General features: G+C 70.4%; 23 protein-coding genes. 8 read left to right on the plus strand and 15 right to left on the minus strand.

The genetic code is table 11. The annotated features are described in order from the left end of the window. Positions 1-867: 867 nt before the first annotated feature. Positions 868-1,980: an MFS transporter gene (locus tag OO71_RS11145; protein WP_033289607.1), complete on the plus strand. Its 1,113-nt coding sequence runs from the start codon at positions 868-870 to the stop codon at positions 1,978-1,980. Here the strand turns inward: OO71_RS11145 and eno are convergent. Then, positions 1,964-3,253 carry a phosphopyruvate hydratase gene (eno, locus tag OO71_RS11150; protein WP_033289608.1) on the minus strand — a complete coding sequence of 430 codons (1,290 nt, stop codon included), beginning with the start codon at positions 3,251-3,253 and terminating at the stop codon, positions 1,964-1,966. The two genes, OO71_RS11145 and eno, sit on opposite strands and share 17 nt — an antisense overlap. Before the next feature lie 438 nt (positions 3,254-3,691). Beyond that, on the minus strand, positions 3,692-4,786 hold the full coding sequence (locus OO71_RS11155; RefSeq protein ID WP_033289609.1) for a CaiB/BaiF CoA transferase family protein: 1,095 nt from the start codon (positions 4,784-4,786) through the stop codon (positions 3,692-3,694). 201 nt (positions 4,787-4,987) lie between these two features. Here OO71_RS11155 and OO71_RS11160 point away from each other — a divergent pair, with 201 nt between their 5' ends. Beyond that, positions 4,988-5,191: an antitoxin gene (locus OO71_RS11160; RefSeq protein ID WP_033289610.1), complete on the plus strand. Its 204-nt coding sequence runs from the start codon at positions 4,988-4,990 to the stop codon at positions 5,189-5,191. Between the two features lie 78 nt (positions 5,192-5,269). Here OO71_RS11160 and OO71_RS11165 read toward each other — a convergent pair whose 3' ends face one another. Next, entirely contained in the window at positions 5,270-5,905 is a 636-nt protein-coding gene (locus OO71_RS11165) for a class I SAM-dependent DNA methyltransferase (protein ID WP_033289611.1), read from the minus strand. A gap of 273 nt (positions 5,906-6,178) precedes the next feature. On the opposite strand from OO71_RS11165, the gene OO71_RS11170 reads away from it, so the two are divergent. Next, positions 6,179-9,553, plus strand: a complete 3,375-nt coding sequence (locus OO71_RS11170; protein ID WP_033289612.1) for a S8 family peptidase — start codon at positions 6,179-6,181, stop codon at positions 9,551-9,553. 52 nt (positions 9,554-9,605) lie between these two features. Here the strand turns inward: OO71_RS11170 and OO71_RS11175 are convergent, their stop codons facing one another. Next, positions 9,606-10,655 (minus strand): TetR/AcrR family transcriptional regulator, encoded by a 1,050-nt coding sequence (locus tag OO71_RS11175; protein ID WP_033289613.1) that lies wholly within the window; start codon positions 10,653-10,655, stop codon positions 9,606-9,608. Positions 10,656-10,740: 85 nt separating this feature from the next. On the opposite strand from OO71_RS11175, the gene OO71_RS11180 reads away from it, so the two are divergent. From OO71_RS11180 to OO71_RS11195, 4 genes are all read left to right on the plus strand, one after another. Continuing rightward, positions 10,741-11,868: a cytochrome P450 gene (locus OO71_RS11180; protein WP_033289614.1), complete on the plus strand. Its 1,128-nt coding sequence runs from the start codon at positions 10,741-10,743 to the stop codon at positions 11,866-11,868. A gap of 85 nt (positions 11,869-11,953) precedes the next feature. Continuing rightward, the gene (locus OO71_RS11185) at positions 11,954-12,544 is read left to right on the plus strand and encodes an HdeD family acid-resistance protein (protein ID WP_033289615.1); all 591 of its coding nucleotides are present in this window, start codon (positions 11,954-11,956) and stop codon (positions 12,542-12,544) included. Positions 12,545-12,586: 42 nt separating this feature from the next. Further along, positions 12,587-13,132: a DUF6069 family protein gene (locus OO71_RS11190; RefSeq protein ID WP_033289616.1), complete on the plus strand. Its 546-nt coding sequence runs from the start codon at positions 12,587-12,589 to the stop codon at positions 13,130-13,132. Positions 13,133-13,194: 62 nt separating this feature from the next. Further along, positions 13,195-14,430: a pentapeptide repeat-containing protein gene (locus tag OO71_RS11195; protein WP_051791428.1), complete on the plus strand. Its 1,236-nt coding sequence runs from the start codon at positions 13,195-13,197 to the stop codon at positions 14,428-14,430. A 3-nt stretch (positions 14,431-14,433) separates the two neighbouring features. Here the strand turns inward: OO71_RS11195 and OO71_RS11200 are convergent, their stop codons facing one another. From OO71_RS11200 to OO71_RS11250, 11 genes are all read right to left on the minus strand, one after another. Beyond that, positions 14,434-15,216 carry a hypothetical protein gene (locus tag OO71_RS11200; RefSeq protein WP_033289617.1) on the minus strand — a complete coding sequence of 261 codons (783 nt, stop codon included), beginning with the start codon at positions 15,214-15,216 and terminating at the stop codon, positions 14,434-14,436. Then, complete coding sequence (locus OO71_RS11205; protein ID WP_033289618.1) at positions 15,213-15,392, minus strand: hypothetical protein; 180 nt, start codon at positions 15,390-15,392, stop codon at positions 15,213-15,215. The genes OO71_RS11200 and OO71_RS11205 overlap by 4 nt, the downstream gene beginning before the upstream one ends. 16 nt (positions 15,393-15,408) lie before the next feature. Further along, positions 15,409-16,857, minus strand: coding sequence for a hydrogenase large subunit (locus OO71_RS11210; RefSeq protein WP_033289619.1), 1,449 nt, complete (start codon positions 16,855-16,857; stop codon positions 15,409-15,411). Next, complete coding sequence (locus OO71_RS11215; protein WP_033289620.1) at positions 16,854-18,323, minus strand: proton-conducting transporter transmembrane domain-containing protein; 1,470 nt, start codon at positions 18,321-18,323, stop codon at positions 16,854-16,856. The genes OO71_RS11210 and OO71_RS11215 overlap by 4 nt, the downstream gene beginning before the upstream one ends. Continuing rightward, positions 18,323-18,949: a hypothetical protein gene (locus OO71_RS11220; protein WP_033289621.1), complete on the minus strand. Its 627-nt coding sequence runs from the start codon at positions 18,947-18,949 to the stop codon at positions 18,323-18,325. Before OO71_RS11220 ends, OO71_RS11215 begins: the two co-directional genes overlap by 1 nt. Then, positions 18,946-19,890: a respiratory chain complex I subunit 1 family protein gene (locus OO71_RS11225; RefSeq protein ID WP_033289622.1), complete on the minus strand. Its 945-nt coding sequence runs from the start codon at positions 19,888-19,890 to the stop codon at positions 18,946-18,948. Before OO71_RS11225 ends, OO71_RS11220 begins: the two co-directional genes overlap by 4 nt. Continuing rightward, a complete protein-coding gene (locus OO71_RS11230; protein ID WP_245633633.1) occupies positions 19,887-21,875 on the minus strand; it encodes a proton-conducting transporter transmembrane domain-containing protein in 1,989 nt (662 codons plus the stop codon). The genes OO71_RS11225 and OO71_RS11230 overlap by 4 nt, the downstream gene beginning before the upstream one ends. Further along, on the minus strand, positions 21,872-22,351 hold the full coding sequence (locus OO71_RS11235; RefSeq protein WP_211260488.1) for an NADH-quinone oxidoreductase subunit B family protein: 480 nt from the start codon (positions 22,349-22,351) through the stop codon (positions 21,872-21,874). Before OO71_RS11235 ends, OO71_RS11230 begins: the two co-directional genes overlap by 4 nt. A 21-nt stretch (positions 22,352-22,372) precedes the next feature. Continuing rightward, entirely contained in the window at positions 22,373-22,729 is a 357-nt protein-coding gene (locus OO71_RS11240; protein WP_033289623.1) for an ArsR/SmtB family transcription factor, read from the minus strand. A gap of 845 nt (positions 22,730-23,574) precedes the next feature. Further along, positions 23,575-24,795, minus strand: a complete 1,221-nt coding sequence (locus tag OO71_RS11245; protein ID WP_033289624.1) for a helix-turn-helix domain-containing protein — start codon at positions 24,793-24,795, stop codon at positions 23,575-23,577. A 28-nt stretch (positions 24,796-24,823) separates the two neighbouring features. Then, on the minus strand, positions 24,824-25,264 hold the full coding sequence (locus OO71_RS11250; RefSeq protein WP_425388664.1) for an NUDIX domain-containing protein: 441 nt from the start codon (positions 25,262-25,264) through the stop codon (positions 24,824-24,826). Positions 25,265-25,782: 518 nt separating this feature from the next. Between OO71_RS11250 and OO71_RS11255 the strand changes: the two genes are divergently transcribed. Then, the gene (locus tag OO71_RS11255) at positions 25,783-25,974 is read left to right on the plus strand and encodes a hypothetical protein (RefSeq protein ID WP_033289626.1); all 192 of its coding nucleotides are present in this window, start codon (positions 25,783-25,785) and stop codon (positions 25,972-25,974) included. Positions 25,975-26,224: the final 250 nt, after the last annotated feature.

Consider the following 26,224-nt stretch of genomic DNA (forward strand, 5'->3'; position numbering starts at 1 on the left):
ACGTGAAGTCCCCGGAGGCCAAGAGAAGGTAGCCGCCCAGCTTTCTTGCTGGGCGGCGGAGTGGTGAGTGCCCGGTCTTTGCTTGCCGGTGCACGGCTTTCGGGTCGACGGCCGCTGGGGGCTCATTTCGCTTCCGGCACGGAGCAGCTCGGGTCGACTGCGGTTCGAAGGGCTGACGCCACTTCCACTCGGAGTGACCTGGTCGGCCGCAAGCCGCTACGGCCAGCACCGTTTTGGCAGCGTGACGGCCCAGGCTGGCCGCGGTTGAAGATGGCTCAGTCCGGGCCCGGCTCGGATACGAACCAGCCGACCACCGCCGGAAGCGGCTGCCCCCTTGCCAGGTAAGGAAATGGCCCGCTCGACAGCCGTCAACGGCGGCCGGTCCCGGTGGTCCTGTCGATCCTGCTGGAACCGAGCGGGGCTGATGGCGTTGCGCAAGCCGGGGCCGAACGCGGCCAGTCGTCATTGCGCAAGCTGATGCCGAACGCGTCCCAGTTGGCGTTGCGCGAGCCGGGGCCGAGCGTGTCCAGTTGGCCTGGCGCGAGCCGGGACCGAGCGTGTCCAGTTGGCCTGGCGCAAGCCGGGACCGAACGCGCCCAGCCGCCATTGCGCAGGCCGGGGCCGAGCGCGGCCGGTCGGCCGTGGGCAAGCCGGGATCCAAACCCTGCCAGCCCGTGGACAGGCCCGACCGACCGTCCACAGGCAGGCCAGGCCAACGCGTCCGAAAACTCCCGGCACGGTCACGCCCCAGAGCCAACGCGAGCCAACGTCAGCCGACGCGCGCCGGGAAGCCACGCACCCACCCCCGCCTCCGATCCCCCACCTTCACCGGCGCTCATGCGCCACTGAAATTCGGAGTGAATTCCCTTGCCTCCTCTCATTTTCGTGCTCGCCGGGGCGGTGTTCGCGCAGGGTACGTCCGAGTTCGTGCTCTCCGGGCTCCTCCCGCAGATTGCCGCCGGGACCGGGGTTTCCCTCGGGAGCGCCGGGTTGCTGACGTCCCTTTTCGCGGCCGGGATGGTCGTCGGGGCGCCGGTGCTGGCGATGGTGGCCGGGGCGTTGCCTCGGCGGGGTGCGCTGCTCGGGTTTCTCGGGCTGTTCTGCGCGGCGCACGTCGCGGGTGCGCTCACCGCCGGGTTTCCCCTCCTGCTCGGCACCCGGACCCTCGCTGCCTTCGCCAACGCCGGGTTTCTCGCCGTCGCGCTCGCCAGTTTGCCGTCGCTGGTGCCTGCGGAGGCCGTCGGCAGGGCGACGTCCGTTCTCCTCTCCGGGGTCACCCTCGCGTGCATCGTCGGCGTTCCCGCCGGGACCCTGCTCGGGCAGCATGCCGGCTGGCGCGCGGCGTTCTGGGCGATCGCGGCGGTCACCGCAGCGGCCATACTCGCCCTCGCCACCCAGCCGGAGTTCACCAAGCCGGACACCATCAACCCGGACGCCGGCCCGGTGTACCGCGAATGGCGCGTCCTGGCCCAGCGGCGCCTGGCGGCCGTCGTCGCGGCCGGAATCCTCGTCAATGGGGGGACGTTCGCCGCGTTCACCTACCTCGGCACCATGGCGTCGGCGCTGACCGGGCCCGGTCCGTGGATTCCGGTGACGCTCGCCGCGTTTGGGGCCGGATCGTTCGCCGGGGTGACCCTCGGCGCACGGATCCCGGACACGGGCATTGCCATTCTCATCATTGTGTGGGTGGCCGCGTTCTTCGCCGTACCAAGCATTCCCGGGCTGCTGGTGTCCGCAATCGTCACCGGGGCAATGGCATTCGGCGTCGGGTCCACGCTCATCGCCGCGATCGTCACGACCGCCACCCGTCACGCACCACGCATCGCGGGCGCCATTGCGACCACTGCGTTCAACCTCGGCGCGGTGCTCGGCCCCGCGGTCGCCGGACTGATGGTGACCGACGCCGCGCACGCCCGGTCCGCGTTCTGGGTGAGCGCGGCGTTCACCGCCATCGCAGCGCTGCTCAGGCCGAAGCGCTGACGCGCAGCGTTTCCCTTCCCGCGTAACGGGCTTCCGTGCCGAGTTCCTCCTCGATGCGGATCAGCTGGTTGTACTTCGCCGTGCGGTCGGACCTGGAGAGCGACCCGGTCTTGATCTGACCGCACCCGGTCGCCACGGCGAGGTCGGCGATGGTGGTGTCCTCGGTCTCCCCCGACCGGTGCGACATCACCGCCGAATACCCGGCCTTGTGCGCGGTGTCGACGGCGGCGAGCGTCTCGGTCAGGGTGCCGATCTGGTTGACCTTGATCAGGATCGAGTTCGCGATCCCGCGCTGGATGCCGTCACGCAGGATTTCGACGTTGGTGCAGAACAAATCGTCGCCGACGAGCTGCACGCGGTCGCCGATGCCGTCGGTGAGCAGTTTCCAGCCGGTGAAATCGTCCTGCGCCAAGCCGTCCTCGATGGACACGATCGGGAATCGCTCGGTGAGCTCGGCCAGGTACGCGACATGCTCCTCGACGCTGCGCTTCCGGCCTTCGCCGGTGTAGCCGTAGACGCCGTCGCGGTAGAACTCCGACGCCGCCGGGTCCAGCAGCAGCGCGATGTCCTCGCCCGGCGTGTACCCGGTCTGCTCGATCGCGCGGACCACGAACTCGAGCGCCTCGTCCGCCGACCCCAGCTGCGGCGCAAACCCGCCTTCGTCGCCGACATTCGTGTTGTGACCCGCCTCGTGCAACGATTTCCGCAGCGTGTGGAACACCTCGGACCCCATCCGCACGGCCTCGGCGAACGTCGAGGCGCCAACCGGGCCGATCATGAACTCCTGGAAGTCGATCGGGTTGTCCGCGTGCGCACCGCCGTTGATGATGTTCATCATCGGCATCGGCAGCAGATGCGCGTACACCCCGCCGACATACCGGTACAGCGGCAGCGTGTTCGCCGCCGCAGCCGCCTTCGCCACGGCCAGCGAGACCCCGAGCGTCGCGTTCGCGCCGAGCCGGGCCTTGTTCGCGGTGCCGTCGAGGGCGATCAGCGCACGGTCGACGTCCGCCTGCGCCTCGGCCGCCATCCCGGTGACGGCTTCGGCGATCTCGCCGTTCACCGCGTCGACCGCCTGGCGAACACCCTTGCCGTGGAACCGTTTCGCGTCCCCGTCGCGCAGTTCGACGGCCTCGCGCGTGCCGGTGGACGCCCCCGACGGCACCGCCGCCCGGCCCAGCGACCCGTCCGCCAGCACCACGTCCACCTCGACCGTCGGGTTCCCCCGGCTGTCGAGCACCTCACGACCCCGGACCCGGACAATGCCTGTCATAACGCTCCTCGGAGTTGAACCGCCCGTCCCCGACGGAGGCTAGCAGAAATCTTCTGAATCGATCAGGGATGGCCAGGAGAATCCATAAAGGACAGTCCGGACCCGGTTCCTGGCGAAGGGTACGAACCGCGCCAAGACCACCGGCAGCACGGGCAGGCCGCGTTCACCGGCAGGACGGGAGAACAGCGGGTTCACCAGCAAGGCACGCCGGGTTCACTGGCAAGACGGGCGAACAGCGGGCTCACCGGCAGGACAGGTAGACAAGCCGCGTTCACCGGCACACCGGATGAGGAGCGGGCTCACCGGCAAGGCGGGTAGACAAGCCGCGTTCACCGGCACACCGGATGAACAGCAGGTTCACCAGCAAGGCACGCCGTGTTCACCGGCAAGACGAGCGAACAGCAGGTTCACCGCCGCTGTTCCGGCCAGCAGCGGAAATCAGGCTTCCCAGTCAGCCAGCACCGCGTCGGTGTCGGCGCCGGGTGCAGGCGGCGGCGACGGCAGATCCGTGGTGCTGCGGGAAAACCTCGGTGCCGGAGCGGGCTGGGTGATCCCGTCCAGTGAGAGCAGGCCCGAGCGCGCGGCGATGTGCGGGTGCGCGGCGGCCTCGTCGGGCGCGAGCACCGGCGTGACGCACGCGTCGACGTCGGCGAACTGCGCGGCCCATTCGTCGCGGGTGCGGGTGAGGAACACGCGGGTGAACGTCGCTCGCAAAGCAGGCCAGCCGTCGCGGTCGTGCTGGGGCGGGAGGTCGTCCGCGGACAGGCCGAGGCCCTCGATCATGGCCGCGTAGAACTGCGGTTCGAGCGCGCCGACGGCGACGTAACGGCCGTCCGCGCAGACGTACGTGTCGTAGAACGGCGCGCCGCCGTCGAGCAGGTTCGTGCCACGCTCGTCGGACCACGAACCCGTGCCGCGCAATGCCCACATCATCTGCGCCAGTACGCCCGCGCCGTCGACCATTGCCGCGTCGACGACCTGGCCGCGGCCGGTGCGTTCCCGTTCCCACAGCGCCGAAAGCACGCCGGTGAGCAGGAACATCGACCCGCCGCCGAAGTCGCCGACCAGGTTGAGCGGCGGCACCGGGCGTTCGCCCGCGCGGCCGATCGCGTGCAGCACGCCGGCGAGGCCGATGTAGTTGATGTCGTGCCCGGCGCGCTGGGCGAGCGGACCGGACTGGCCCCAGCCGGTCATCCGGCCGTAGACCAGCCGGGGGTTGCGTGCGTGACAGTCGTCCGGGCCGACGCCCAGCCGCTCGGTGACACCCGGGCGCAGGCCCTCGACCAGCACGTCCGCCTTCGCCGCCAGCCGCAGCACGAGCTCGCGGCCGTCGGGGGTCTTGAGGTCCGCCGCGACCGACCGGCGGCCGCGCAGCATCGGGTCCGGACGCCCTCCGCTGAGGTTGAGCGAGCCGGACGGCCGTTCCACCCGGACGACGTCCGCGCCCAGGTCGGCGAGCACCAGGCAGGCGTGCGGCCCGGGGCCGATTCCCGCCAGTTCGACGACTTTCAGCCCGCTCAACGGTCCCGCCACGTGCCCTCCTCCGGCTCCGGTGCCGCGCCGACATTACCTTCCGGCCCAGTCCGGACCCGGCGGTGTGGGGTAACCCACCCGTGGCCCGATCCGCGGACAATCCTCACCCGAACCGGGGATCGGTGTCTCACCGGCGCGCCTCCCGGGTACCCGGCTGGTATCCATGGCGCGAAGGTCACGAAAAGATCAAGGAGGATACCGATGAGCTTTTTCGACCAGGCCAAGGACAAGATCCAGGAATTCGCGGGCAAGAACCCGGACAAGGTCGGCGAGGGCATCGACAAGGCCGCCGATTTCGCCGACGAGAAAACCGGCGGCAAGCACAGCGACCAGATCCAGTCGGGCGCGGACAAGCTGAAGGAGCGCTTCGGCGGCGACCAGCCCGGCGAGCAGCCGCCGCAGTAAGGCTCCCCCGTCCGGACGGGCGGCATTTCCGCGCATTTCCCGGCGTATTTCCCGGGACCGCGGAGGTGCCGCCCGTCGTCATTTCCCGGGTTTACGCGCCATGATCAGCAAATGCTCCTCCGGCTGCGCGCCGGGCTGGTCCGGCGCGAACGTCTCCGCCCGCGTGTCCGTCACCTCCAGGCCGGACGCGCGCACGAGGCCGGCCAGCGCATCCGCCGGGAAACTCGTCACGCGCACCTGATGGCCGAGGAAGTCGACCGGGACATCCTCGAGGTCGGCCGGGACGGTGACCAGCGCAAATCGCCCGCCGGACACCAGCCAGCGCGCGGCCGACGCCAGCACCTGCCCGGTCTCCGCCCGCGTCATCTGCAGGAACGGGAAGAACGCGCACACCGCGTTCCACGTCGCCGGTGCCGACTCCCATTCCCGCACGTCGGCGTGTACGAACTCGGCTCCGGGCACCTGCTCCCGCGCGATCCGCACCATTTCCGCGGACACGTCGATCCCGGTGACGCGGTGCCCGGCCGCGGCGAGATCGGCCGCGACGGGACGGCCGGTCCCGCTGCCGACGTCGAGTACCCGCGCCTGCGGCGGCAGCACCGCCAGCAGGTCCCGCACCGCCGCCGCGACCATCGGCGGGCGGCCGAACGCCTCCTCGTACCCGGCGCCGATCGCGTCGAACAGCTCCGCCGCGGTGGTCACGTGCTCGGACATCCCGGTCTCCCCTCGCCGTCGAAGGGACCACGGTAGCCCGGCCCCGCATTCTGCGCATTCAGTCCACTTCGGACAGACAGGATTCCGGCAAAGAGGACCGAATACCCTCGCGTCGGACAATGCAGTCCCGTTTGCCGGGATTCTTCCCCACCATTGTCGCTTGTGGAACGCATCGCCGTTCGCCAGAGTTCTTTCGCCGGGAAAATCGGGCGCGCCCGATTTCGTCGGGGCCGGTGCCTTTCGAACCCTTCGAGCAGGAAGCAGGAGCTGCACATGCGGCGTTCCTCCAGATCCGTTCGTACCCTCGTGATGGCGGCGACCGGCGGTCTGGTGCTGGCCGGGGTCACCGCGCCCGCGCAGGCCGCCACCACCGCCGCCGACACCACCCCGCAGTCGGTGATCGTGGTCCTCGCCGACCAGTTGCCCGGCGCGCCGCCCACGAAAACGGACACCCGCCGCGCCAAAGCAACGCAGGAACAGGAATCAGTGCTGGCCAAGCTCACCGGCGCGGCCCCGGCGAAGGTCAAGCATTTCGCGCTGGGCAACGCTTTCTCCGCCACCGTCACGTCCGCGCAAGCCGCCCAGCTCGCGCAGGATCCGGCCGTGGCGCAGGTGCTGCCGGACAGCAAGGTCACCCTGCCCGACCCGAAACCGGCCGCTCCGGCCGCCGCGCCGAAAGCGGGTGGACAAGCCCAGTCGAGCGCGCCCAACGCGACCTGCCCGGCCGACCCGGCCAAGCCGCTGCTGGAACCCGAAGCACTCACGTCGATCCACGCGTACGGCGAGAAGAGCGCGCACGACCTCGCCGACGGATCCGGCGTCAAGGTCGCCTTCCTGGCCGACAACATGGACCCGAACTACGCCGACTTCATCCGGCCCGACGGAAGCCACGTTTTCTCCGACTACCAGGACTTTTCCGGCGACGGCCCGAACACGACGGACGCCGGGGCCGAGGCATTCGGCGACGCTTCGTCGATCGCCGCGCAGGGCGTCGTGGTCCATGACCTGTCGAAGTTCGTGAACGAGAAACATCCGCTTCCACCCGGCTGCAACATCGTCGTGAAGGGCGTTTCGCCGGGCGCGAGCCTGGTTGGGCTGAACGTTTTCGGTTCCACCGCCACGAATTCCGCCGTACTGCAGGCCATCGACTACGCGGTGACGGTGGACCACGTCGACGTGCTCAACGAGTCGCTCGGCCTCAACCAGTACCCGGATGCCAGCTCCCGCAACCTGTTCCAGGTCTTCAACGACCAGGCCGTGGCCGCCGGGGTCACGGTGACGACGTCCAGCGGCGACGCGGGTACCACGTCCACCATCGGCAGCCCGGCCACCGACCCGCTGGTGATCTCCACCGGCGCGACCACGGACAACCGGCTGTATGCGCAAACCACGTACGCCGCTTTCCCGTTTTCGAACGGCAAATGGGTGAGCGACAACATTTCGGCACTGTCCTCTTCGGGCATCACGCAGAATGGCCGCACGATCGATCTCGTCGCGCCCGGAGAGGGAAACTGGGCCGATTGTTCCCCGGCTTACTCCGAATGCCGCAATTTCCGGACCGTGCCGCAACCGACGGACCTGGAATCGTTCGGCGGTACCAGTGAATCGGCTCCGCTCACCGCGGGGGTCGCCGCATTGGTGATCCAGAGCTACCGCACCACGCACCACGGCGCGTCGCCGACGCCCGCGCAGGTCAAGCAGTTCATCACCGGCACCACGCGCGACCTGGGCCTTCCGGCCGACGAGCAGGGTTCCGGCCTCCTCGACGCGCGAGCCGCGGTGGAAGCGGCGCTGACCGCACCCGGGTCCACCGGTGCTCCGTCGGGAGTGTCATCGAACATCGCGCTGTCAGCGGACCAGCTGACCCTGGAAGGCGCACCGGGCAGCACGCAGCACGCGTCGGTGAACGTGACGAACGTGGGCACGAAACCGCTCACCGTCAGCACCGGCACGCGCACGTTCACCCCGATCGGCACGCAGACGCAGACCACCCCGTTCGACTCCAAGACGCTGCCGAATTTCGTTTACTACAACGGCACGAACTGGGCGTACAAGAAGGTCACGTTCTCCGTTCCGGCCGGTGCGCAGCGGCTGCTGACGCGGATGGCGTGGCAGGGCAGCCCGAAGACGGTCAACGGCCAATCGGTGACCCCGGTGGTCCGGCTGACTTTGCTGGCCCCGGACGGCACTTTCGTCGCCAACAGCCGCCCGCAGGGTGGACCCGCGACGGCGAATTACGCGAACGTGGACGTCACCCGCCCGGCCGCGGGGACGTGGACCGCGGTGCTGTACTCGGCGTCCGGGCCCACTGGGTACACCGGGGACATCCAGCTGGCGACCACCGCGCAGCGGGCGGTCCCGTACGGCCAGGTGTCGCCGCAGATCCTGCAGCTCAAGCCGGGTCAGACGAAACCGGTGCACCTCGCGCTGCAGACGCCGTCCGTCGGCGGAGACGCGGACTACTCGGTCACCTTCGGCAGCTCCGACGGCCACCAGACCGCCGTGTCCGCGGTGCTGCGTGCACTGATCCCGTCGAACAACGGCACTTTCGCCGGCACGATCACCGGCGGCAACGCCCGTGCGGTGTCACCGGCGCAGACGTTCGCGTACGAGTTCGACGTGCCCCGCGGCAAGCACGACCTGGACGTCGCGGTGAAACTCCAGGACCCCGGCACTCTGCTGGACGGCGTGCTGGTCGACCCGAACGGCGAGCTCGCCGACCTGAACAGCAACGCCTTCCTCACCTCGCCCACGACGCTCGGGCAGGGCACTGGACTGCAGCTCACCGACGCGAATCCGTTACCCGGCCGCTGGCATCTCGTGCTCGTGGTGCAGAACCCGGTCACCGGCAAGCAGATCGAGCAGCCGTTCACCGGAACCGTTGGCTTTGACCAGGTTTCGGTGTCCGCACCTCCGCTGCCCGGGCAGCTTGCCGCCGGGAAGCCGGTGACGGTACCGGTGACCGTGCGCAACACGGGCGTCGAGCCCATCGCCATCGGCATCGACGCGCGGACCAACACGCAGCAAACGCTGCAGCCGCAACCGATCCAGGGGTCGACGGAGGTCGATCTGCCGGAGCTGAACGTGAACGCGCCGGTGTACTCGATCCCGCCGGACACCAGCCGGTTCACGGTCGCGACGTCGTCGACGGTGCCCGCGCAGGTGGAGATCCAGGGCTCGGCCGCGGGGATCGACGTGCTCGGCGACCTGAAAGCGGCGCAGGGCGGTAGCACGGTTTCGGTGGCGAGTATCGGCGAGAAATCCGGGTACGTCACGAAGGGCGTGTGGTTCGCGGACGTGCAGGAGATCGGGCCGTTCGGTCCGGCTGGCGCGCCGGCCGGACACGCGAGCTACACGGCGTCGATCCGGACCGCGGGCTTCGACGGCGCGGTGACGTCGTCGACCGGTGACCCGTACGGCCAGTCGGTGGACCCGAACGGCACCGGCGGCACGCCGCAGCTGCTGAAACCGGGCGAGACGGCGACGATCACGGTCACGATCACGCCGTCGGGCAAGCCCGGCGACCCGGTGAGCGGGCACCTGAACGTGGTGACCGTGCCGACGCTGCCGACCGGCGTGACCGGCCTGCCGCAGGTCGGGACCGGCGAAGTGCTGGCGGCCCTGCCGTACCACTACCGGATCGGCTGACCCCGTTCCGTGAAGGGAACCATCACGGAACCAGATTCCCGGATGGTTCCCTTCACGGACTTGGCACCATCGCGGCGGCGTGGCAGGCGCCGAAGCCTTCCGCGCGGGAAACGATCCGTCCATTGTGGACCCGGACCGCGGTCTCCGTGGCATCGCTCACCGCGGAAACCCCTGCTGCGGCGGCCAGTGCGCCGGGCTCGTCCACGATCACCCGCAGCCGCGGCCAGGCCTGTTCCGGGCACGACCGCAGCAGCAACCCCCGCAGGTCCGCGAAAACCAGATTCGTGAGCGGTACCAGCTCACCCGGCTGCCCAGTCACCACAACGAGTGTGACCTCCTCGGCCGCCCGCAGCGCTTCTTCCACCGCGGACAGGCGGTGCAAGCCGATCACCGCGACCACGCCGTCGCCGTCGATGCGCGCCGGACGCGCCCGTAACACGTCGAAAACCTCCGGCGGCGCCCACGTTTCCGCGACCGCGCGCGCCTGCGGCACGATCGGCGGCTCGGGCCAGATGTCCGCGAGCCCCAGGCCAGGCAGCGCCTCGCAGGCGCGCACGACGTTGAACGGCTCCCCGAATCCCGGCGCCGCCGCGGCCAACTGGCTCGCGCCGTGCAGCATGGTCAGCGCCGCCTCCGCCACTCGCACCAGCCGGCCCGACGACGGCGAAAGCCGTTCCAGTACGAGGCCGAGCACAATCGCGTCGAACCGCAGCAGCTGCGCGTACGGGCGGTGGGTGAGCTCATCGGCGAGGATTTCGGGTAGGAGGTCGACGCCGAGACGCGCGTCCGGGTCGGTGGCGAGCGGCAGCCGGGCGACCCAGGCGCGGGCGAAAGCGCCGAGGACTTCGGACGGCGTGAGGCCCGGGTCGGGGTCCGGCGGCTGGGCGGCGAAGCGTTCCGCCTCGGCCGCGAGCACCGCGAAGTACAGCGCCCGCTTGCCGGGGAAGTTGGAGTAGACGGCGCCGCGGGTGAGCTCGGCCCGTTCGGCGATCACGTCGATCTTGGCCCCGCGGAACCCCCGCTCGGTGAACTCCGCGCGGGCGGCCGTGAGCACCTTCGCACGGTTGCGCTCCTGCGTTTGTGCCCTGGTCAGCCGCGCCATCGCCGTTCCTCCCGGTGTGCTCCTCGCCAAGATACCGTCATCATGCATATGATGAGATCATCTGAACTGAACATCTGGAGGTTTCGTGCCTGTTCCCGAGCTCGATCTGACCGACCCGGCCGTCACGAGCGACCCGTTCACCGCCTACGGCGCGGCCCGCGAGCAGGGTCCGCTGGCGAAGCTGGTGGGTCCCGGCTTCCCGCCGATGTGGGTGGTGACGCGGCACGCCGAGGCCCGCGCGATGCTCACCGACCCGCGGTTCGCCCTCGGCGAGGGCACCTACCAGCGGCCGGACGTCCCCGAGCACTGCCTCCCGTACTTGCGGACCATGCAGGAGATGGAGGGTCCCGACCACGCCCGGCTGCGCCGTCTGACCACCCCGGCCTTCGCGGCCCGGCGGGCGCTGGACTTCCGGCCGCAGATGGAGCGGATCGTCGCGCAGTACCTGGATCGGCTCGACGGTCCCTTCGACCTGCTCGCCGAGTTCGCCCAGCCGCTGCCGATGGAGGTGATCTGCGAGCTGGTAGGCGTGCCGGAGGCCGAGCGGCCACGGTGGCACGAGTTCGGCGCCGCGGTCGTCCGCGTGTCCGGCGAGGGGTTCGCGACCGCGGTCCCGGGCATCATCGACGGTGCACGATCCCTGGTGGGACAACCGGATAGTGCGATGCTGGCGCATCTGACGAGCGCGGGGCTGAGCGAGACCGAGACCGTCGCGCTCGTGTGGCAGCTCGTGCTGGCCGGGCAGACGCCGGCGAACACCATCGCCAACGCGGTCGAGGCGCTGCTGGCGCATCCGGACCAGCTCGCGGTGCTGCGCGAGGAACCGCAGTGGTGGCCGGGGGCGGTCGAGGAACTGATGCGGTGGTGTGGTTCGCAGCTGCTGACGATTCCGCGGCGGGCGATCGAAGACCTGGAGCTGCACGGCGTGCAGATCGGCCGAGGCGAGCCGGTGACCGCGTCGATTGCCGCCGCGAACCGGGACCCCCGCGTGTTCGCCGATCCGGACCGGTTCGACGTCCGCCGTGCTTCCGGTGCGCACCTCGGATTCGCGCACGGACCGCATTTCTGCCTCGGCGCGTCGTTCGCGCGGGTGCAGGTGGAGGTCGCGCTGACCGCGTTGCTGGACCGGTTCCCGGGCCTGCGGGTGGTGGAGGCGCAGCGGGTCCCGGACCCCGGCACGTGGCGGTTCGCGGCGCTCCCGGTGACGTGGTAACGCCCCCGATCGGGTGAGGTCCCGGCGGGACGGCCGCGGTCCCGCTACCGTTTCCCCAGGTCAGCACCAGACTTGGGAGGCAGCCATGGCCACGACCCCCACCCCGCCCGTCTTCGGCCTCGCCGTGCTCGATCCGCGGCGGGCGTGGCCGCTGGTCCTCACCCGCGGCGTGCTCGCGGTGCTCTTCGGCGTGCTGGCGCTGGTCTGGCCGGGGATCACCGTGCTGGCACTGGCTTTCCTGTTCGGGATTTACGTGCTGGTGGACGCAATCGGCGGCCTCGTGCAGGCGTTCCGGCCGGGCGATGCCACGCACCGGATCGCGTACGCGCTGCTGGGGCTGCTCGGTCTCGCCGCGGGAGTGCTGACGCTCGTGTGGCCGGCCTTGACCGTGCTGGTGCTGGCGACGTTCGTCGGGGCGTGGGCGGTGGTCACGGGGATCATGGAAATCGTCGCCGCGATCCGGCTGCGCAAGCAAATCACCGGCGAAGGGTTCCTGATCGCGGCCGGTGCGGTGTCGGTGATCGCCGGGGTGCTGGTGCTGATCCACCCGATCGCGGGCGCGTACGGGGTCGCGCTGCTGATCGGCATCTACGCGGTGCTGTACGGCATCATGCTGGCGGTGCTGGCGTTCCGGCTTCGCAGGGTGACAATCGATCCGGCGGATGCCCCGCAGTAGCGGGACAATCGGGGAAGACCACCCGGCGACGGAGGGATCGTGATGGCGCAGCAGTACCCCGGCGGCTACGGCGGATTCGAGGAGGACACCCGGCCCGGCATCGACGCAGCCCGGCTGTGGGCAGGCGGAGTGGCGACAGCGGTGATCGCGGCACTGGTGGCAGTGGTGGGCCTGCTGATCGCGCGCGGCATCTTCGAAGTACCGGTACTGGCCCCGAAAGGCGACGGCATCTGGGGCAAGGCGAGCACGCCGACGTATGCCATCGCAGCCGCCGTGGTCGCACTGCTGGCCACGGGGCTGATGCACCTGCTGAGCGTCGCGACCCCGGCGCCGGGCCAGTTCTTCGGCTGGATCATGGTGCTGGTGACGGCCATCGCGGTGGTCCTGCCGCTCACGCTGACGGTGGATTTGAGCGCGAAAATCGCGACGGCCGCGATCAACCTGGTGATCGGCCTGGTGATCGCGATCGTGGTCAGCAGCATGGCGGCGAACGCCCGGACGGTCCACCGGAAGAAGCGCAGCCGCCGGGAACCCCCTCCGCCGACCCGGCAGTGGCCGGAACCACCGACCACGTATTACGACCGCTGAACCGGATCGGTATTCCCCCGATCGGCCCTTCCCTCCGCGCAGGAACGGATGATCATGGAGGCATGGGCGGCCCCTCCGCGACACCCGACGACGAGACTGGCCGGATCCTCTCCGGCCGCACGATCCTGATCTGCACCGTGACGATGGCCGCCGTCGCGGCGGCCGCGTGCTGGTTCCTCTTCACCCGGTACGGCAACGGAACCGAAGCCGACCGGGTCCGGCTGGACGGGATCCGGACGGTGGGCACGATCGTGGTCGGCACCGGCGGGGCGCTGGCCCTCCTGCTGGCCGCCCGCCGGCAGCAAACGGCGGAACGAGATCTCGCCACGAAGCGGGCGGACCTGCGCCTGCGCGAGCAGGCGAACACCGACGCCCGCCACGACGCGACCGAACGGCGGATCAACGAGCTCTACCTGAAGGCCGTCGAGCAGCTCGGTGCGGATCCGGCCCCGGTGCGGCTGGCCGGGCTGTACGCGCTCGACCGCCTCGCCCAGGACAACTCCCGCCTGCGCCCGACGATCACCAATGTGCTCAGCGCCTACCTGCGGATGCCGTATGACCTGGCCACCTCTGGCGTCGGCCCGGAACCCCGGCAGGAACGGGAAGTCCGGCTCACCGCGCAACGCCTGCTGGTCCAGCACCTCACGCCCGGCGCGAGACCGGAACAATTCTGGGAGGACGTGGAGCTCGACCTGTCCGGCGCGGTCCTCTTCGATTTCTCGCTCAATGGCAGCACCCTCCACAACGCCAGTTTCACCGGAGCGCACTTCGTCGGTGAAGCATGGTTTCACGAAGCCACCTTCACCGGCGCAACCCGCTTCGACGAAACGACGTTCGACAGTGCCGCCTGGTTCGTCGGAGCCACTTTCACCGGCAGCACTCAGTTCGAAAACGCCGTCTTCTGCGACGACGCGCGGTTCGAAGACGCGGAATTCGTCGGAACCACGCTTTTTCGCCAAGCCAAGTTCTGTCAGAACGCGTACTTCATCCGAACGCTCCTGCAAGGCCTCGTCCGCTTCAGCGCGGCAGAGTTCGACCGGGACGCGAGGTTCGTCGACGCAAGGCTCATGACCGACGCAACGTCCGAGGACGAATCAGCCGCGCACCGCGATTACACCGACCGGGTTCGTTTCGACGGCGAAGCATGGTTCGACCGGGTGCACCTCTCCAGCTACACGACCTTTGCCGGAGCCGAATTCGACAGCGCCGTCACTTTCACCGGTACCACCCTCGACGGCGCCCCTTACCGGCCGCCCCAGCTCCAGTCCGATCACCTGGGTCTTGACGACGCCTCGTGAACCTCACCGTTTCCGGGGCGGCCGTAACGCTTCCACGATCGCGTCCAGCACCCGCGTCCCCACGTCCGGGTCCGACAGTTCCGGCAGCAGCCGGTCCACCGGGGTCAGGGTGGTCAGCGCGTGGGCGCACGCTCGGTGCACGTCCAGCTGGTACAGCGGGTCGTTCACCGGCCGTGCCACCAAACCCCGGCGCAGCGCCGCGAACAAACCCGGCAGTGGGAGCAGCGGCGCATGCCGATCGGACGGCATCGTCAATGCAGCACCCTCGAAAGCGCCGACCAGGTCGACCACCACCGTCGCGCTTTCCGCCACCGTCCCGAGCGGGTACCCGGGCGCGTCGCCGCTTCGCCAGGCCACTACGTCGCCCACGCCGGACGCCACCAGCAGCGGCACCAGGAGCGGCATCGTGTCCGAGCCGGCCACCACGATTTTCGCGTCGAACGGCGCGACCTCCAGCCGCCGCGACCGGACCAGCGCGGCGGCCGTCAGGATGATTCCGGTGGTTTCCTCCTCGGTGATCACCGGAATTCCGCCGCCCAGCGCCAGATCACGTTGTGCAGCACGGGCTTTCCCCGGTTCCGCGCCGGTCAGGTACACCGCGGCGACCTCCCCCGGCAACGACCGCAGCGCCACCGACAGCTCGCCCGCATTCCGCGACCGCACCGCGAAGGCCGACGTGGGTACCCCGGTGTGCTCGCGGAGCGCGGCAGCGTCAGCCCGCAGCTGTGTGAGCAACGACGGGTCGTCCCCGACCACGGCCAACTCCGGCCGCATCGCGGCGGTCATCGGCCGGACTCGCCGGGGTCTTCCGGGCCGGTGACGTCGATTCCGTGGTGCCGGGCGATTTCCAGCAGTTCGGCGAGTCGCGCCCGGTGCCCGTCCGCCTCGTCGCCGATGGCCGACTCGATCGCCTTGCGCTCCGCCGCGATCCCCCGCGTCAGCTCCCGCACGAATTCGCTCATGTCGCCTCCGGTGTGATCACAGGTCGTTGCCCGCGTAGGAGAGGTTGAAACTCTTGTTGGTGAGCGGGAAATCGGGGACGATCGTGTCCACGAGCGCGACCGGCAGCGCAGGCCAGTTGAAAAAGCTCGGGTCCACCACCTTCACCCGGCTCAGCACGCCGCCGGACAGCTCGACGCGATGCACGATCGTCCCGCGCCAGCCCTCCACCACGCCGATCCCAGACCGCGGCCCCTCGGCGACCGGCGGCGGCGTCACGTCCGGCTTCGCGACCAGTTGTTCCACCAGCGCCGCCGAATGCCCGATTTCCTCCACCCGCACCACGAACCGGGACAGCACATCGCCGTCGGTCCGGCTGTGCTGCACCGGTTTGCCCAGGTCGAGGAAGGGATGGTCGTACCTGGCGTCCCGGCCGAGCCCGCTGGCGCGCGCGACGTACCCGAGCGTGCCGAGGTCCGCCGCCTGCTGCGCGGACAAGACCGCCGTACCCGCAAACCGGTCGCGCACCACGGAATGCTCCAGCGCCAGCGAGGCGATTTCCTCGGCCTCGGCCGCCAGCGACCGCACGCGCGCGACGTCCGGCATCCGCCTCAGCCGCGCACCACCGAGCTGTACCGCGCCGCGGAGCAACCGGTGACCAGTGACTTCTTCGTTGTGCCGCAACAACTTCTCGCGTACCGTCTGGGCGTGCGCATTCAGCACGGAGTGGCCGACGTCGTTGCACAGCGCGCCGAGGTCGGCCACATGGTTGTGAATCCGTTCCAGCTCAAGCAGAATCACCCGTACCCGCGCTGCACCCGCGGACATTTCCCAGCCGAGCGCGTCCTCCACGGCCAGACAGTAGGCCAGCGCGTGCCCGACCGCGGTGTCACCGCTGATCCGCTCGGCCAGCTCGATCCCGTCGCCGGGCGCCCGGCCGGGGAACAGCGTCTCCAGTCCTTTGTGGACGAACCAGAGCCGCGCCTTGAGATTGAGGATCGTCTCGCCCACCACGGAAAACCGGAAGTGCCCCGGCTCGATCATCCCGGCGTGCACCGGGCCCACCGGGATCTCGTACACGCCGTCGCCCTCGACCGCGCGGAACGGGTACGGGCCGTCGACGGCACCGAACTCCGGCGGCGCACCGGCTCCGGCACGCATCGGGTACCAGCCGCGGGGCCAGTGGAAATGCCGGACCAGCCGGCGCGGTTGCGGATGGTTTTCCGGCACGATGCCGAACAGGTCCCGCATCTCGCGTTCGAACCGGCCGGCCGGGAACGACAGCCGGGCGAGGCTCGGCACCCGCGGAGCGGACTTCGGCAGCTGCACGTGCAGTTCGGTCCGACGGTCCGGCGCAGGGGCGAGGAAGACGTACACCGCGCGCAGGTGGTCGCCATCGTCGTGCCCGGAAACGAGGGCGACGCGGAATCCCTGGTCCAGCAAGGCTTTCGCGGCCGCAGGAAGCTCTTCGGGGGCAAGCAGGTTCACGAGCCGCCTCCGATCGACGCCGCCGCGTGCAGCAGCGCGGTCAGCGGGCCCGTCCCGAACCCGAGCGCGGCCGCCGCAACCAGCGGAACGACCAGCGCGACCCGGGTCGTCCGGGGTACCGCGACCGGCGCGAGTGCCGCGCCCGGACCGCCGGGTGGCTCGCCGAGCAGCATCCGCGTGGTGTGCCCGGCCAGCGCCGCCGCCACGACCAGCACGAGCACCAGCACGATCGCCGTGACCCAGCCCAGTCCCCCGGCGAATCCGGCCCGCGCGAGACCCAGTTCGCTCGCGAAGAGGCTGAACGGCGGCAGCCCGGCCAGCGCCAGCACCCCGGCGCCGAGACAGCCGGCCAGCACCGGACCGCGGGCGGCCAGGCCGCGGACGCGGTCGATCCGGCTCGTGCCGGTGCCCTGCAGAACCCGGCCCGCGCAGAGGAACAGCACCGCTTTGACGAGCCCGTGCCCGAGCACGTGCACCAGCAGCGCGGCGGTCGCGACGGGTCCGCCCACCGCCGCGCCGAACGACACCAGCCCGAGGTGCTCGATGCTGGAATACGCCAGCATCCGCTTGTAATCGCGCTGGGCGAGCAGGAGCGTCGCGGCTACCAGCAGGGACGCGAGTGCCATCACCACCAGCAGCCCGCGCGCGAACCCGGCACCGAGGGCGGCGTCGGAGATCACCTTCACCCGCAGCACAGCGTAGAACGCAACGGCGAGCAGCACGCCGGACATCAGCGCCGACACGGGCGCGGGGGCTTGCGAGTGGGCGTCCGGGAGCCAGGCGTGCAGCGGCGCGAGCCCCGCTTTCGCCCCGAAACCGAGTACCAGCAAGGTAACCGCGATCCGGGTGACGCCGTCGTCGAGACCGGTGGCGTGCGCGGCCAGTTCGGTGAACCCGAGCCCGCCGCCGGCATGTCCGGACGCATAGCCGAGCAGCAGCGTCCCGAGCAGCGCCAGCGCAAGCCCGGCGGAACAGATCACGACGTACTTCCAGGCCGCCTCGACCGCCGTCCGGGTGCGGCTCTGGCCGACGAGGAACGCCGTCACGACGGTGGTCGCCTCGATCGAGACCCACAGCAGGCCCAGGTCGGCGGCGAGCACGGCGAGGGTCATCGCGGTGAGGAAGAGGTGTACGAGCAGGCCGTGCCGCGCCGCCGTCCGCGGGGTCGCGCGACCGGCCGCGCGCTCCGCCGCGAAATGCCCCGGACTCGCCAGCGTCGCCGGTACCGCGACCGCACCGATCACCACCAGCAGGAACGCGGACAGCGCATCCGCCCGCAGCAGCCCGCCCAGCGCGGTCACCGGGCCCGACTGCACCACCGCGGCGGCCAGCGCGATGGCCGCGGCGAGCCCGGCCACGGCACTTCCCGCGCCCGCCCACAGGATGCCGCGCCGCCACGCGGGGATGAGGAACCCCAGCGCCGTCACCGCCGGCACCGCGAGGACCACCAAGACCAGAACCGCCATCAGTCGCGCAACTCCCGCAGCTCGCCGAGGTCCGTACTGCCGAACAGCTGCCGCATCCGGCCGGACAGGATCTGCAGCACCAGTACGGCCAGCAGCACGTCCAGCGACACCCCGATCTCCACGAGCAGCCCTGGATCCGCGCCGAGCAGCAGGCCGGTCGCGGTGATCCCGTTGTCCAGCACCAGGAATCCGACCAGCTGGGACACCGCCCGGCGGCGCGTCACCAGCACGAAGAACCCGATCAGCACCACCGTGAGGCCCACCGCGACGGCCGCCGACGCAGGCGACGGATCGAGCGCCGCCAGCGGCCGCGACACCGCGTACGCCACCAAGGCCAGCAACGCGGCGGAAAGCAGGGAAGCCGTCACGTTCACGACGGGACGCGTCTCGCGCCGATCAGGACCTTGCTGCGCGGTCATCCGCCGGACCAGCCACGGCAGTACTCCGGCACGGAGGATCAGCAGCCCGACCGCGGTCACCGCCAGCCCGAGCACCGCCGCCATCGCGGCGAGCGCGACTCCCTGCGCCACCAGCACCCGTACGAGCACCGGAAGCTCGCGCCGCCACAGCACGAGTACCGCGGTGAACAGGAACAGCCCGCAGATCAGGTACAGCAGCTGGGTCACGACGCACCTCCGGGCAGGACGTAGGACGCCGCGACGGCCAGCAGCGCCAGCAGGAACGATCCGGCCAGCAGCTCCGGTACCCGGAACAGCCGCAGCTTCGCGAGGAACACCTCGGCCCCGGCCAGCAGCACGCCCAGCAGGCCGATCTTGACCACCAGCGCCGCCACCCCGACGAGCACTGCGGGCAGGGTGGTGGTCGTCGCGATTCCCCAAGGTACGAAGAGATTTGCCAGCAGTCCGAGGAAGACGGTGAGCCGCATCGAGGACGCCAGCTCGACCAGCGCGAGGTCGGGACCGGCGTACTCCAGCACCATCGCCTCGTGCACCATGGTGAGCTCGAGATGCGTGGCCGGATTGTCCACCGGCAGCCGTCCGGTTTCGGCGACCACCACGATGATCAGCGCCACCGCGGCCAGCAGGCTCACCGGTGACCCGACGCGCGCCGGATCGTCCACTGTGGACGAGACGATCGCGGACAGGTCGGTGGTCCCGGCACGGGCGGAGAGGGCGAGGATCGCGACGAGCAAGGTCGGCTCGACCAGGGCGATCACCGTGATCTCCCGGCTGGCGCCCATCCCGCCGAACGCCGTGCCGGTGTCGAGCCCGGCCAGCACGAGTGCCGCGGTGCCGAGCGCCAGGAGCGCGACGACAGCAAAGGTGTCGGACACCGCGGGCAGCACCGGGATGGTGGTGACGAACGGGGCCGCGAAGGCGACCAGGAGCGTGGTGGCCATGAGCACGACCGGCGCCGTGCGGAACACGCTGCCGGTGCCGCGCGGAGTCACGGATTCCTTGCGCCGCAGCAACTTCCGCAGGTCCCGCCACGGTTGCAGTACCCCGGCTCCGGCGCGGCCTTCGAACCGGGCCCGGATCTGGCGCATCAAGCCGGTCAGCAGCGGTGCTCCGGCAGTCATGAGGACTACCTGGAGCAGCGCGATCATCGGGTCACCGCCAGCACGACGAAGGCGAAAACCACCGCGGAGAAGCCGTATCCGAGGTAGCGGTGCACACTCCCGGTCGCCAGCTTGCGCCCGGCGCGGCCCCACGCAGCCGCTGCGGTGAGCACCGGCTGGTACAGCAGGCGTTCGATCCGATCCGGCACCTCGCGGCGGTACGCGACCTGGCGCACGAGGTATCGCGCCTCGTCGTAATGTCCGACGTCCACATCGGTCTCCGGTCGCACGACGTTGTCGAAAACCCGTTGCAGCGGCTCGGCGAAGGACGTGGCGGTGTACTCCATCCGTGCCGTCGACGGTCCGCCGCCGCAGTCCCAGAGCCGGGCTTCACGACGCTCCCGGCGCGTCGCCAGCAGTCGTACGCCCGCGACCACCAGCACTGCCGCGCCGAGCAGCCCGGCGGTGATCAGCAGCGGCGAAACCATGCCGGTGACCCCGTTGAGCCGCACCGCGATCAGGTCCCGCGCGACCGGATCGCCCGTGGTGATCGCGGGAAGCACCAGCGCCGGAACCAATGCCGGGACGAGACACGCCAGCGCCGCAATCCCCATGCCGACCCGCATGGTCAGCGGGCTCTCGATCGCCCGCTCCGCGCCCGGACCACGGGGTTTCGCAAGGAATCCGATACCGAACGCCTTGACGAACGTCGCCACCGCCAACCCCGCGGTAAGCGCGATCGCCGCGACGGTGAGCGGCATGGTCACCGCTGCCGACGGGAGACCGTGCACCAACGCCTGCAGCAGCAGCCATTCCGACACGAACGCGGTCCCCGGCGGCAGCGCGGACGCGGCCAGCGCGCCGAGCCCGAACATGCCCGTCGTCCACGGCATCCGGGTGCGGAGGCCGCCGAGCGCGTCGAGGTCTCCGGTGCCGGTTGCGCGCACGACGGATCCGGCGGCGAGGAACAGCAACGTCTTGAACGCGGCGTGACCCACGACGTGCAGCAACGCAGCGGCCAGCGCGAGCCCGGCGGGTACCCGCGCACCTGCGGCTTCGAGGAGCCCCGCCGCGCCGATCCCGGCGAAGACCAGGCCGAGGTTTTCCGTGGTCGAATACCCGAGCAGCCGTTTGAGATCGGACGTCATAGCGGCCTGGAGGATGCCGTACACCGCCGAGAGTGCCCCCAGCACAAGCACGACGGTCCACCACCAGCCCGGCCCGCCGCCGAGCAGGTCGACGCCGACGCGGAGCACGCCGTATGCGCCGAGGTTGACCATCGCCGCCGACATCAGCGCCGACACGTGGCTCGGCGCCTCCGGATGCGCCCGCGGCAGCCAGGCGTGCAGCGGCACGATGCCTGCCTTCGACGCGAACCCGGCCAACGTCAGGAGGAAGATCCCGCTCGCGGCGCCGCTGGGCAGGGATGCGTTGCGCAGCGCGGCAAAACTGTCGCCACCGGCTTGGTCGGCGAACCAGAGGAGTCCGATGAGGACAGTCACGAACCCGAGGTGCGTCATGACCGCGTACCACCGCCCGGCCGACGCGACCGCGGGGCGTTCCCGGTGCTCGGCCAGCAGCAGGATCAGCGAGGTGACCGCCATCAGCTCCCAGCACGCGAGAAACGTGCCGACCGACGACGCCGCAGGTACGAGCAGCATCGCCACGACGAACAACGGCTGTACCGCCTGGACCGTGCGCGCCCGGAGCCCGTGCCGCAGGTAGCCGGCGCCGTACACCCCGGCAGCCACGGCCACTCCCCCGGTGACCGCGATGAAGAGCCCGCCCATCCGGTCGAGGCCGAGGTGTATCCCGGACAACGGAAGCAGCCACGGCAGGCTGACCTGCGCCGTCTGCCCCGCGAGGGCGGCCCCTCCGGCCACCGCACCCGCCGCACCGGCGAGGACCGTGCCGATGCCCGCTGCGATGGTCCGTTGCCGGGCAGGCAGGAGGATCGCGAGGAGGGCGGTGAGGAGTCCGAGGGCTACCGCTGCGCCAAGCCCGACGGCGGCGAGGTTGATCGGCTCGCTCACCGGCCGGTCAGCTTCCGCACCGCCTCGACGATCGCCTCCGGCCGCGGCGGGCACCCAGGCACCTCGAGGTCGACCGGCACGACGTCACGGACCGCCCCGGTCACGCCGTACGCGCCGGAAAACACGCCACAGTCCCGCGCACAGTCACCGATCGCGACCACCAGCCGAGGCCGCGCCACCGCTTCGTGCGTACGCCGCAACGGTTCCGCCATGTTCCGCGTGACCGGCCCCGTCACGAGCAGCCCGTCCGCATGCCGCGGCGACGCAACCAGCCGAGCCCCGTACCGCTCGGCGTCATAAACCGCACCGAACGCCGACCCGATCTCGATCTCACACCCGTTGCACGACCCCGCGTCGACGTGCCGCAACTGCACCGATCCGCCCAGCTCACGCGCTTTCGCCAGCGCCTCCGGACGCTCCGGAGGCCCCTCCGCCGCCCGCCCGGTCCGGCGAATCCTGCGCCACAGCTTCAGCACCGCACACCTCCCGCACGCACGTCAGCTCTCCCGCGCCCGCTCGATCCCGGCCTGCACAGTGCGAAGGTCGTCAAGCAACTCGACCTGCCCGGAAAGCACCCCGGTCAAAATCTCGCGCGCGACCGCCATCAGCTCGGCCACCTGCGGGCTGATCAGCGAGTAATAGACGCTGGACCCCTCTTTGCGCGTGGTGACCAGCCCCATCCGCCGCAAGACCGCCAGCTGCTGCGACAGGTTCGCCGCCTCGATCCCGACCTCAGGCAGCATCTCCGCAACGGCATGCTCACGCTGCGACAGCAACTCCAGCACGCGAATCCGCGCGGGGTGCCCGAGCGTCTTGAAGAACTCGGCTTTCAGCTGGTAAAGCGGCCTGCTCACGGGACCTCCTCCGCTGGACCCGGGAGTGGAAGGGTTCAGCAATTGCGAATATTAGCAATTGCTGAAGCCCTTCGATCGAAGGGGCCACCCTCTCGCCTCAGCCGGACTCCGTACCCCCACTCCACGGGCACATCGATGCCGCGAATGGCAGATTTCGCCCGCGACACGCGGAATTCGACTCCACCCGGCGAGGTCCGCCCCTCAGACGGGTGGCCGAGGACGCCCGATTCGAGCGACCCATACTCGAACGCATGTTCGATATGATGGTGAGGTGCCCGAGACAGCGATCCTCCCGGCCCGGCAGCCGCCAGACCTGGAGCTGAGACAAAGAACCCCGACCACCCGACGAGTCCAGAACCTCGCCTACGCCCGGCGACCGGACGCCATCCGGGAACTGGATGACGGCACTCCCTGCCACGCCGCTGCCCCGGCATTCCTGGCCGCCCTGCGCCTACTCGTGCACAAGACCCGCACCCGGGCCACGCAAGCTGCGGCCAGCTTGCCCTTGCCGCACAAAGCTGTGTCCGCAGGCGATCTCTCCGCGCACCAGGCCGGGGCGATCGCCGACGGTCTTGCCTCCGCCCCGGACCGCCAATCTCCGGAGAATTACCCACCAAGGGCACCCGGTCACGTTGGCGGTCCAGACCGCTCCCGGGACGGTCCGCCGCGCCGTCACCGGTTACGCGCCTGTTGGAACCGCGAAGGCGCCCACTTGCAACGCTGCCGATAGCGCTCGGCCCAGCCCAGCGCCGCACCGGCACGGTGGTGGCCGTTCTCGCCGTCTATGTGCTCGTCGCGGGGTGGTTCTCGGCCTACACCTCACGGTGTGGGAGCACGCGATCTGGCTAGTCCTCAGTGATGACGCCGTAGTGCGCGGCCAGGGTAGCGAACTCGGGTCCGCGTCTGCGGGTCGCGCGGCCGACGAGCTGGCGCATCACGCGCTTGCCCAGCGGCTGGTAACGAACCCAGTCGGGCGCGAGGTCGCGCGCTTCGGCGAGCCACCCGAGCGCCTGCCGGTCCTTCCGGAGATCAGTGGCAGCAGCGGCGAGGTATAGCCGGTGTCCGGCTTCCCAGAACGCGGGCACGTCACCGCCGGTGGTCGTGGGCACGGTGGTGGCCAGGCGGAGCGCATGCTCGGGGTCTCCTGATCGGACGGCGAGGTCGACGCGTTGCAGGGCGGCCACGCGCGGGCCGAAGATCGCGGCCTCGGTCGCGATGTCACCGCTCGATCGGATGGCCGCGGCGTGGGCGGCGGCGAGGAGGTCGTCGGCGCGGGCGGTGCTGCCGTTGTTGAGGGCGGCGGTGGCGGCGTTGAACAGGAGGTTGCCGAACACGCCGGCGCGGGCGGAGTCGCGGTCGAGCATGCGGGGTTCGATCGCGGCCGCGGCTTCGGTCGCGACGCGTTCGGCGTCCTCGGAGAGTCCTTGCCGGACCAGGGTCCAGGCGAGGTAGCGCAGCGAGACGGCGCGCTCGATCTCCGGTGTGTCGGCTTCGGCGGCAGCCTCGACGGCGCGCCGGGCCGCAGTGTAGGCGAGATCGTCGAGCCCCATCCGGCCCGCGATGCCAGCGGACAGGCGGTAGGCCGTCGAGAGCACGCGATAGCCGCCAGCGCGGTCGTCGTCGCGGGTGTCGCGGACGACGCGGCGGGCGTCGACCAGGACGAGCGGCAACGCGTGGAGCAGCTCGGCATGCCTGCCGTCGACGTAGGCACGCCACGCCTGGTGTGCGCTGTCGGCCAGCTCCGGAAGGGGCAGTACCTCGCGAGTGTCGGCGAGGTCGTCGAGGCCGGGAATGAGCGCGTCGGCGTTGATCGCGCGCCGCAGCGGCACCACGTCGACATCGAGAGAGTGCGGCGCAGGCAGCTGCCCGAGTAACGCGTCGACAGTGACGCCGAGCGCGTCGGCCAGCTTCCGCACGGTCGCTGGCCTGCTCTGCTTGCGTTTGCCCTGCTCGATCCGCGCAACCGTGTCGACGCCGACCCCGGCCGCCTCGGCGAGCTGCTCCTGCGACAGGTCGCGCGCGACCCGCAGCCGCGCGAGGTTGTCCCCGATTTGTGTTTCCGCCATGGCGCCCTCCCCCGGTCGCCGATCGACGCTACTGCGAGACCGGGTGTCCGTCCTCGCAGATCATCGGGGCGCGACCAGTCTGGGCGGCGGTAAGCGCGGCACGGAGCCGCCGACCGAGTGACGGCTTCACCCGCTCCGCTACGGCATCGACCGGCACCAGCTCCACCGACAGAATCTCCGGGTCGGTGAGGGTCAGCCGTGCGGCCTCGTCTTCGGTGATCCGGCCGCCGTCGAAAATGAACGCCATCCCCTCAGGCATACGCCCGTCGTCCGGGATGTAGTCGATCACCAGCAGAGCGCCGAGCGGGCGGTCGATCCCGACCTCCTCGGCGCATTCCCGGCGCGCTGTGCGCCATGGCGGCTCGTCGACCTCGCACACCCCGCCAGGGATGTCCCAGTGCTCCTTGTACGACGGCTCGACCAGCAGCACCCGGTCCGCGCCGTCCCGAATCAGAGTGCCGGCAGACATCCGTTTCCGCGGGAGCGAGCGCACGTACTCGTCGAACGGCAGCAGGTCCACAAGTCCGGAGAGTACAGACGACGCGGCACCAGAATTGATCTAGGCCAATCACGCCCAGTTCACCAAATGCCCGGACTGCAAATGCTGGTTACCGGCTGTGTTATGAGTGATCACGCTCGGAAAGAATTTCCGCATGTGCAAGCACGGACCGGTCGCTGACCACCCGGCCCCCGGCGGGGATACACGATGACCGCGCTGATCTACCTCGACCCCGAGGCAATTCACCCGGTAATCGACAGGGTGTGGCACCGGACCCGGCTCTCGCGTATCCCTGCGCCAGGCGAGACGATCAGCACACGCTGCGGCGAAACCGCCGCAGCCGAGTTCGAACCGATGCACAGGCGCCCCGAGCAAGGAGTGCCGACCCAGTGCCCGTACTGCGATGTCGAGTACCGCCGCGAGCGCGGAGTACCCATCCCCGACGGGCACCCGGGGCTTCAGCCGCGGCCGAAGCGTCGGAGGCCGCGATGAGCATCGGATTCGGTCCCCTCCGGCCCTCGGCAGAGGAATACCGCCTGGCTGCGATCCCGCACGCGTTCGGCGAGGACATCCCCGAAGCGGAGCTGCAGGCGGCCGGCCGGATCACGAAGTACCACTGGCCGCGAGGCCGTTCTGCCGTCCGGCCCCCGCGTCCGGATGAGATTCCCCCTGTCGAATGACCAGCTGACCACTGCGACGTGGTCACCCAGCCTCCCGGCCGCCGCGTTCCTCCCTGGCATGGCGCTGCGGCCGGGTTCCGACCTGCCCGCTTTCCAGCCCCGGCGAAAAGGACGGCTCATGCCGAAACCCGCACGCAACCCAGCCGGACCAGGCCCCACCCGGCCGGGACCAGGGAAGCAAGGGTCCCCGCGGCCCACCCACACCAACCCCGCCCCGCAGCCCCGGCCGGTCCAACCGCGACGGCCCGAG

It is taken from the genome of Amycolatopsis jejuensis, assembly GCF_000717335.1.
Lineage (GTDB): Bacteria > Actinomycetota > Actinomycetes > Mycobacteriales > Pseudonocardiaceae > Amycolatopsis > Amycolatopsis jejuensis.

Coding starts and splice junctions, on each gene's coding strand:
- eno (WP_033289608.1), bottom strand. CDS start 3,253: ATGACAGGCATTGTCCGGGTCCGGGGTCGTGAGGTGCTCGACAGCCGG.
- OO71_RS11160 (WP_033289610.1), top strand. CDS start 4,988: ATGAGCTTTTTCGACCAGGCCAAGGACAAGATCCAGGAATTCGCGGGC.
- OO71_RS11165 (WP_033289611.1), bottom strand. CDS start 5,905: ATGTCCGAGCACGTGACCACCGCGGCGGAGCTGTTCGACGCGATCGGC.
- OO71_RS11170 (WP_033289612.1), top strand. CDS start 6,179: ATGCGGCGTTCCTCCAGATCCGTTCGTACCCTCGTGATGGCGGCGACC.
- OO71_RS11175 (WP_033289613.1), bottom strand. CDS start 10,655: ATGGCGCGGCTGACCAGGGCACAAACGCAGGAGCGCAACCGTGCGAAG.
- OO71_RS11185 (WP_033289615.1), top strand. CDS start 11,954: ATGGCCACGACCCCCACCCCGCCCGTCTTCGGCCTCGCCGTGCTCGAT.
- OO71_RS11190 (WP_033289616.1), top strand. CDS start 12,587: ATGGCGCAGCAGTACCCCGGCGGCTACGGCGGATTCGAGGAGGACACC.
- OO71_RS11195 (WP_051791428.1), top strand. CDS start 13,195: ATGGGCGGCCCCTCCGCGACACCCGACGACGAGACTGGCCGGATCCTC.
- OO71_RS11200 (WP_033289617.1), bottom strand. CDS start 15,216: ATGACCGCCGCGATGCGGCCGGAGTTGGCCGTGGTCGGGGACGACCCG.
- OO71_RS11205 (WP_033289618.1), bottom strand. CDS start 15,392: ATGAGCGAATTCGTGCGGGAGCTGACGCGGGGGATCGCGGCGGAGCGC.
- OO71_RS11215 (WP_033289620.1), bottom strand. CDS start 18,323: ATGGCGGTTCTGGTCTTGGTGGTCCTCGCGGTGCCGGCGGTGACGGCG.
- OO71_RS11225 (WP_033289622.1), bottom strand. CDS start 19,890: ATGATCGCGCTGCTCCAGGTAGTCCTCATGACTGCCGGAGCACCGCTG.
- OO71_RS11245 (WP_033289624.1), bottom strand. CDS start 24,795: ATGGCGGAAACACAAATCGGGGACAACCTCGCGCGGCTGCGGGTCGCG.
- OO71_RS11250 (WP_425388664.1), bottom strand. CDS start 25,264: ATGTCTGCCGGCACTCTGATTCGGGACGGCGCGGACCGGGTGCTGCTG.
- OO71_RS11255 (WP_033289626.1), top strand. CDS start 25,783: ATGAGCATCGGATTCGGTCCCCTCCGGCCCTCGGCAGAGGAATACCGC.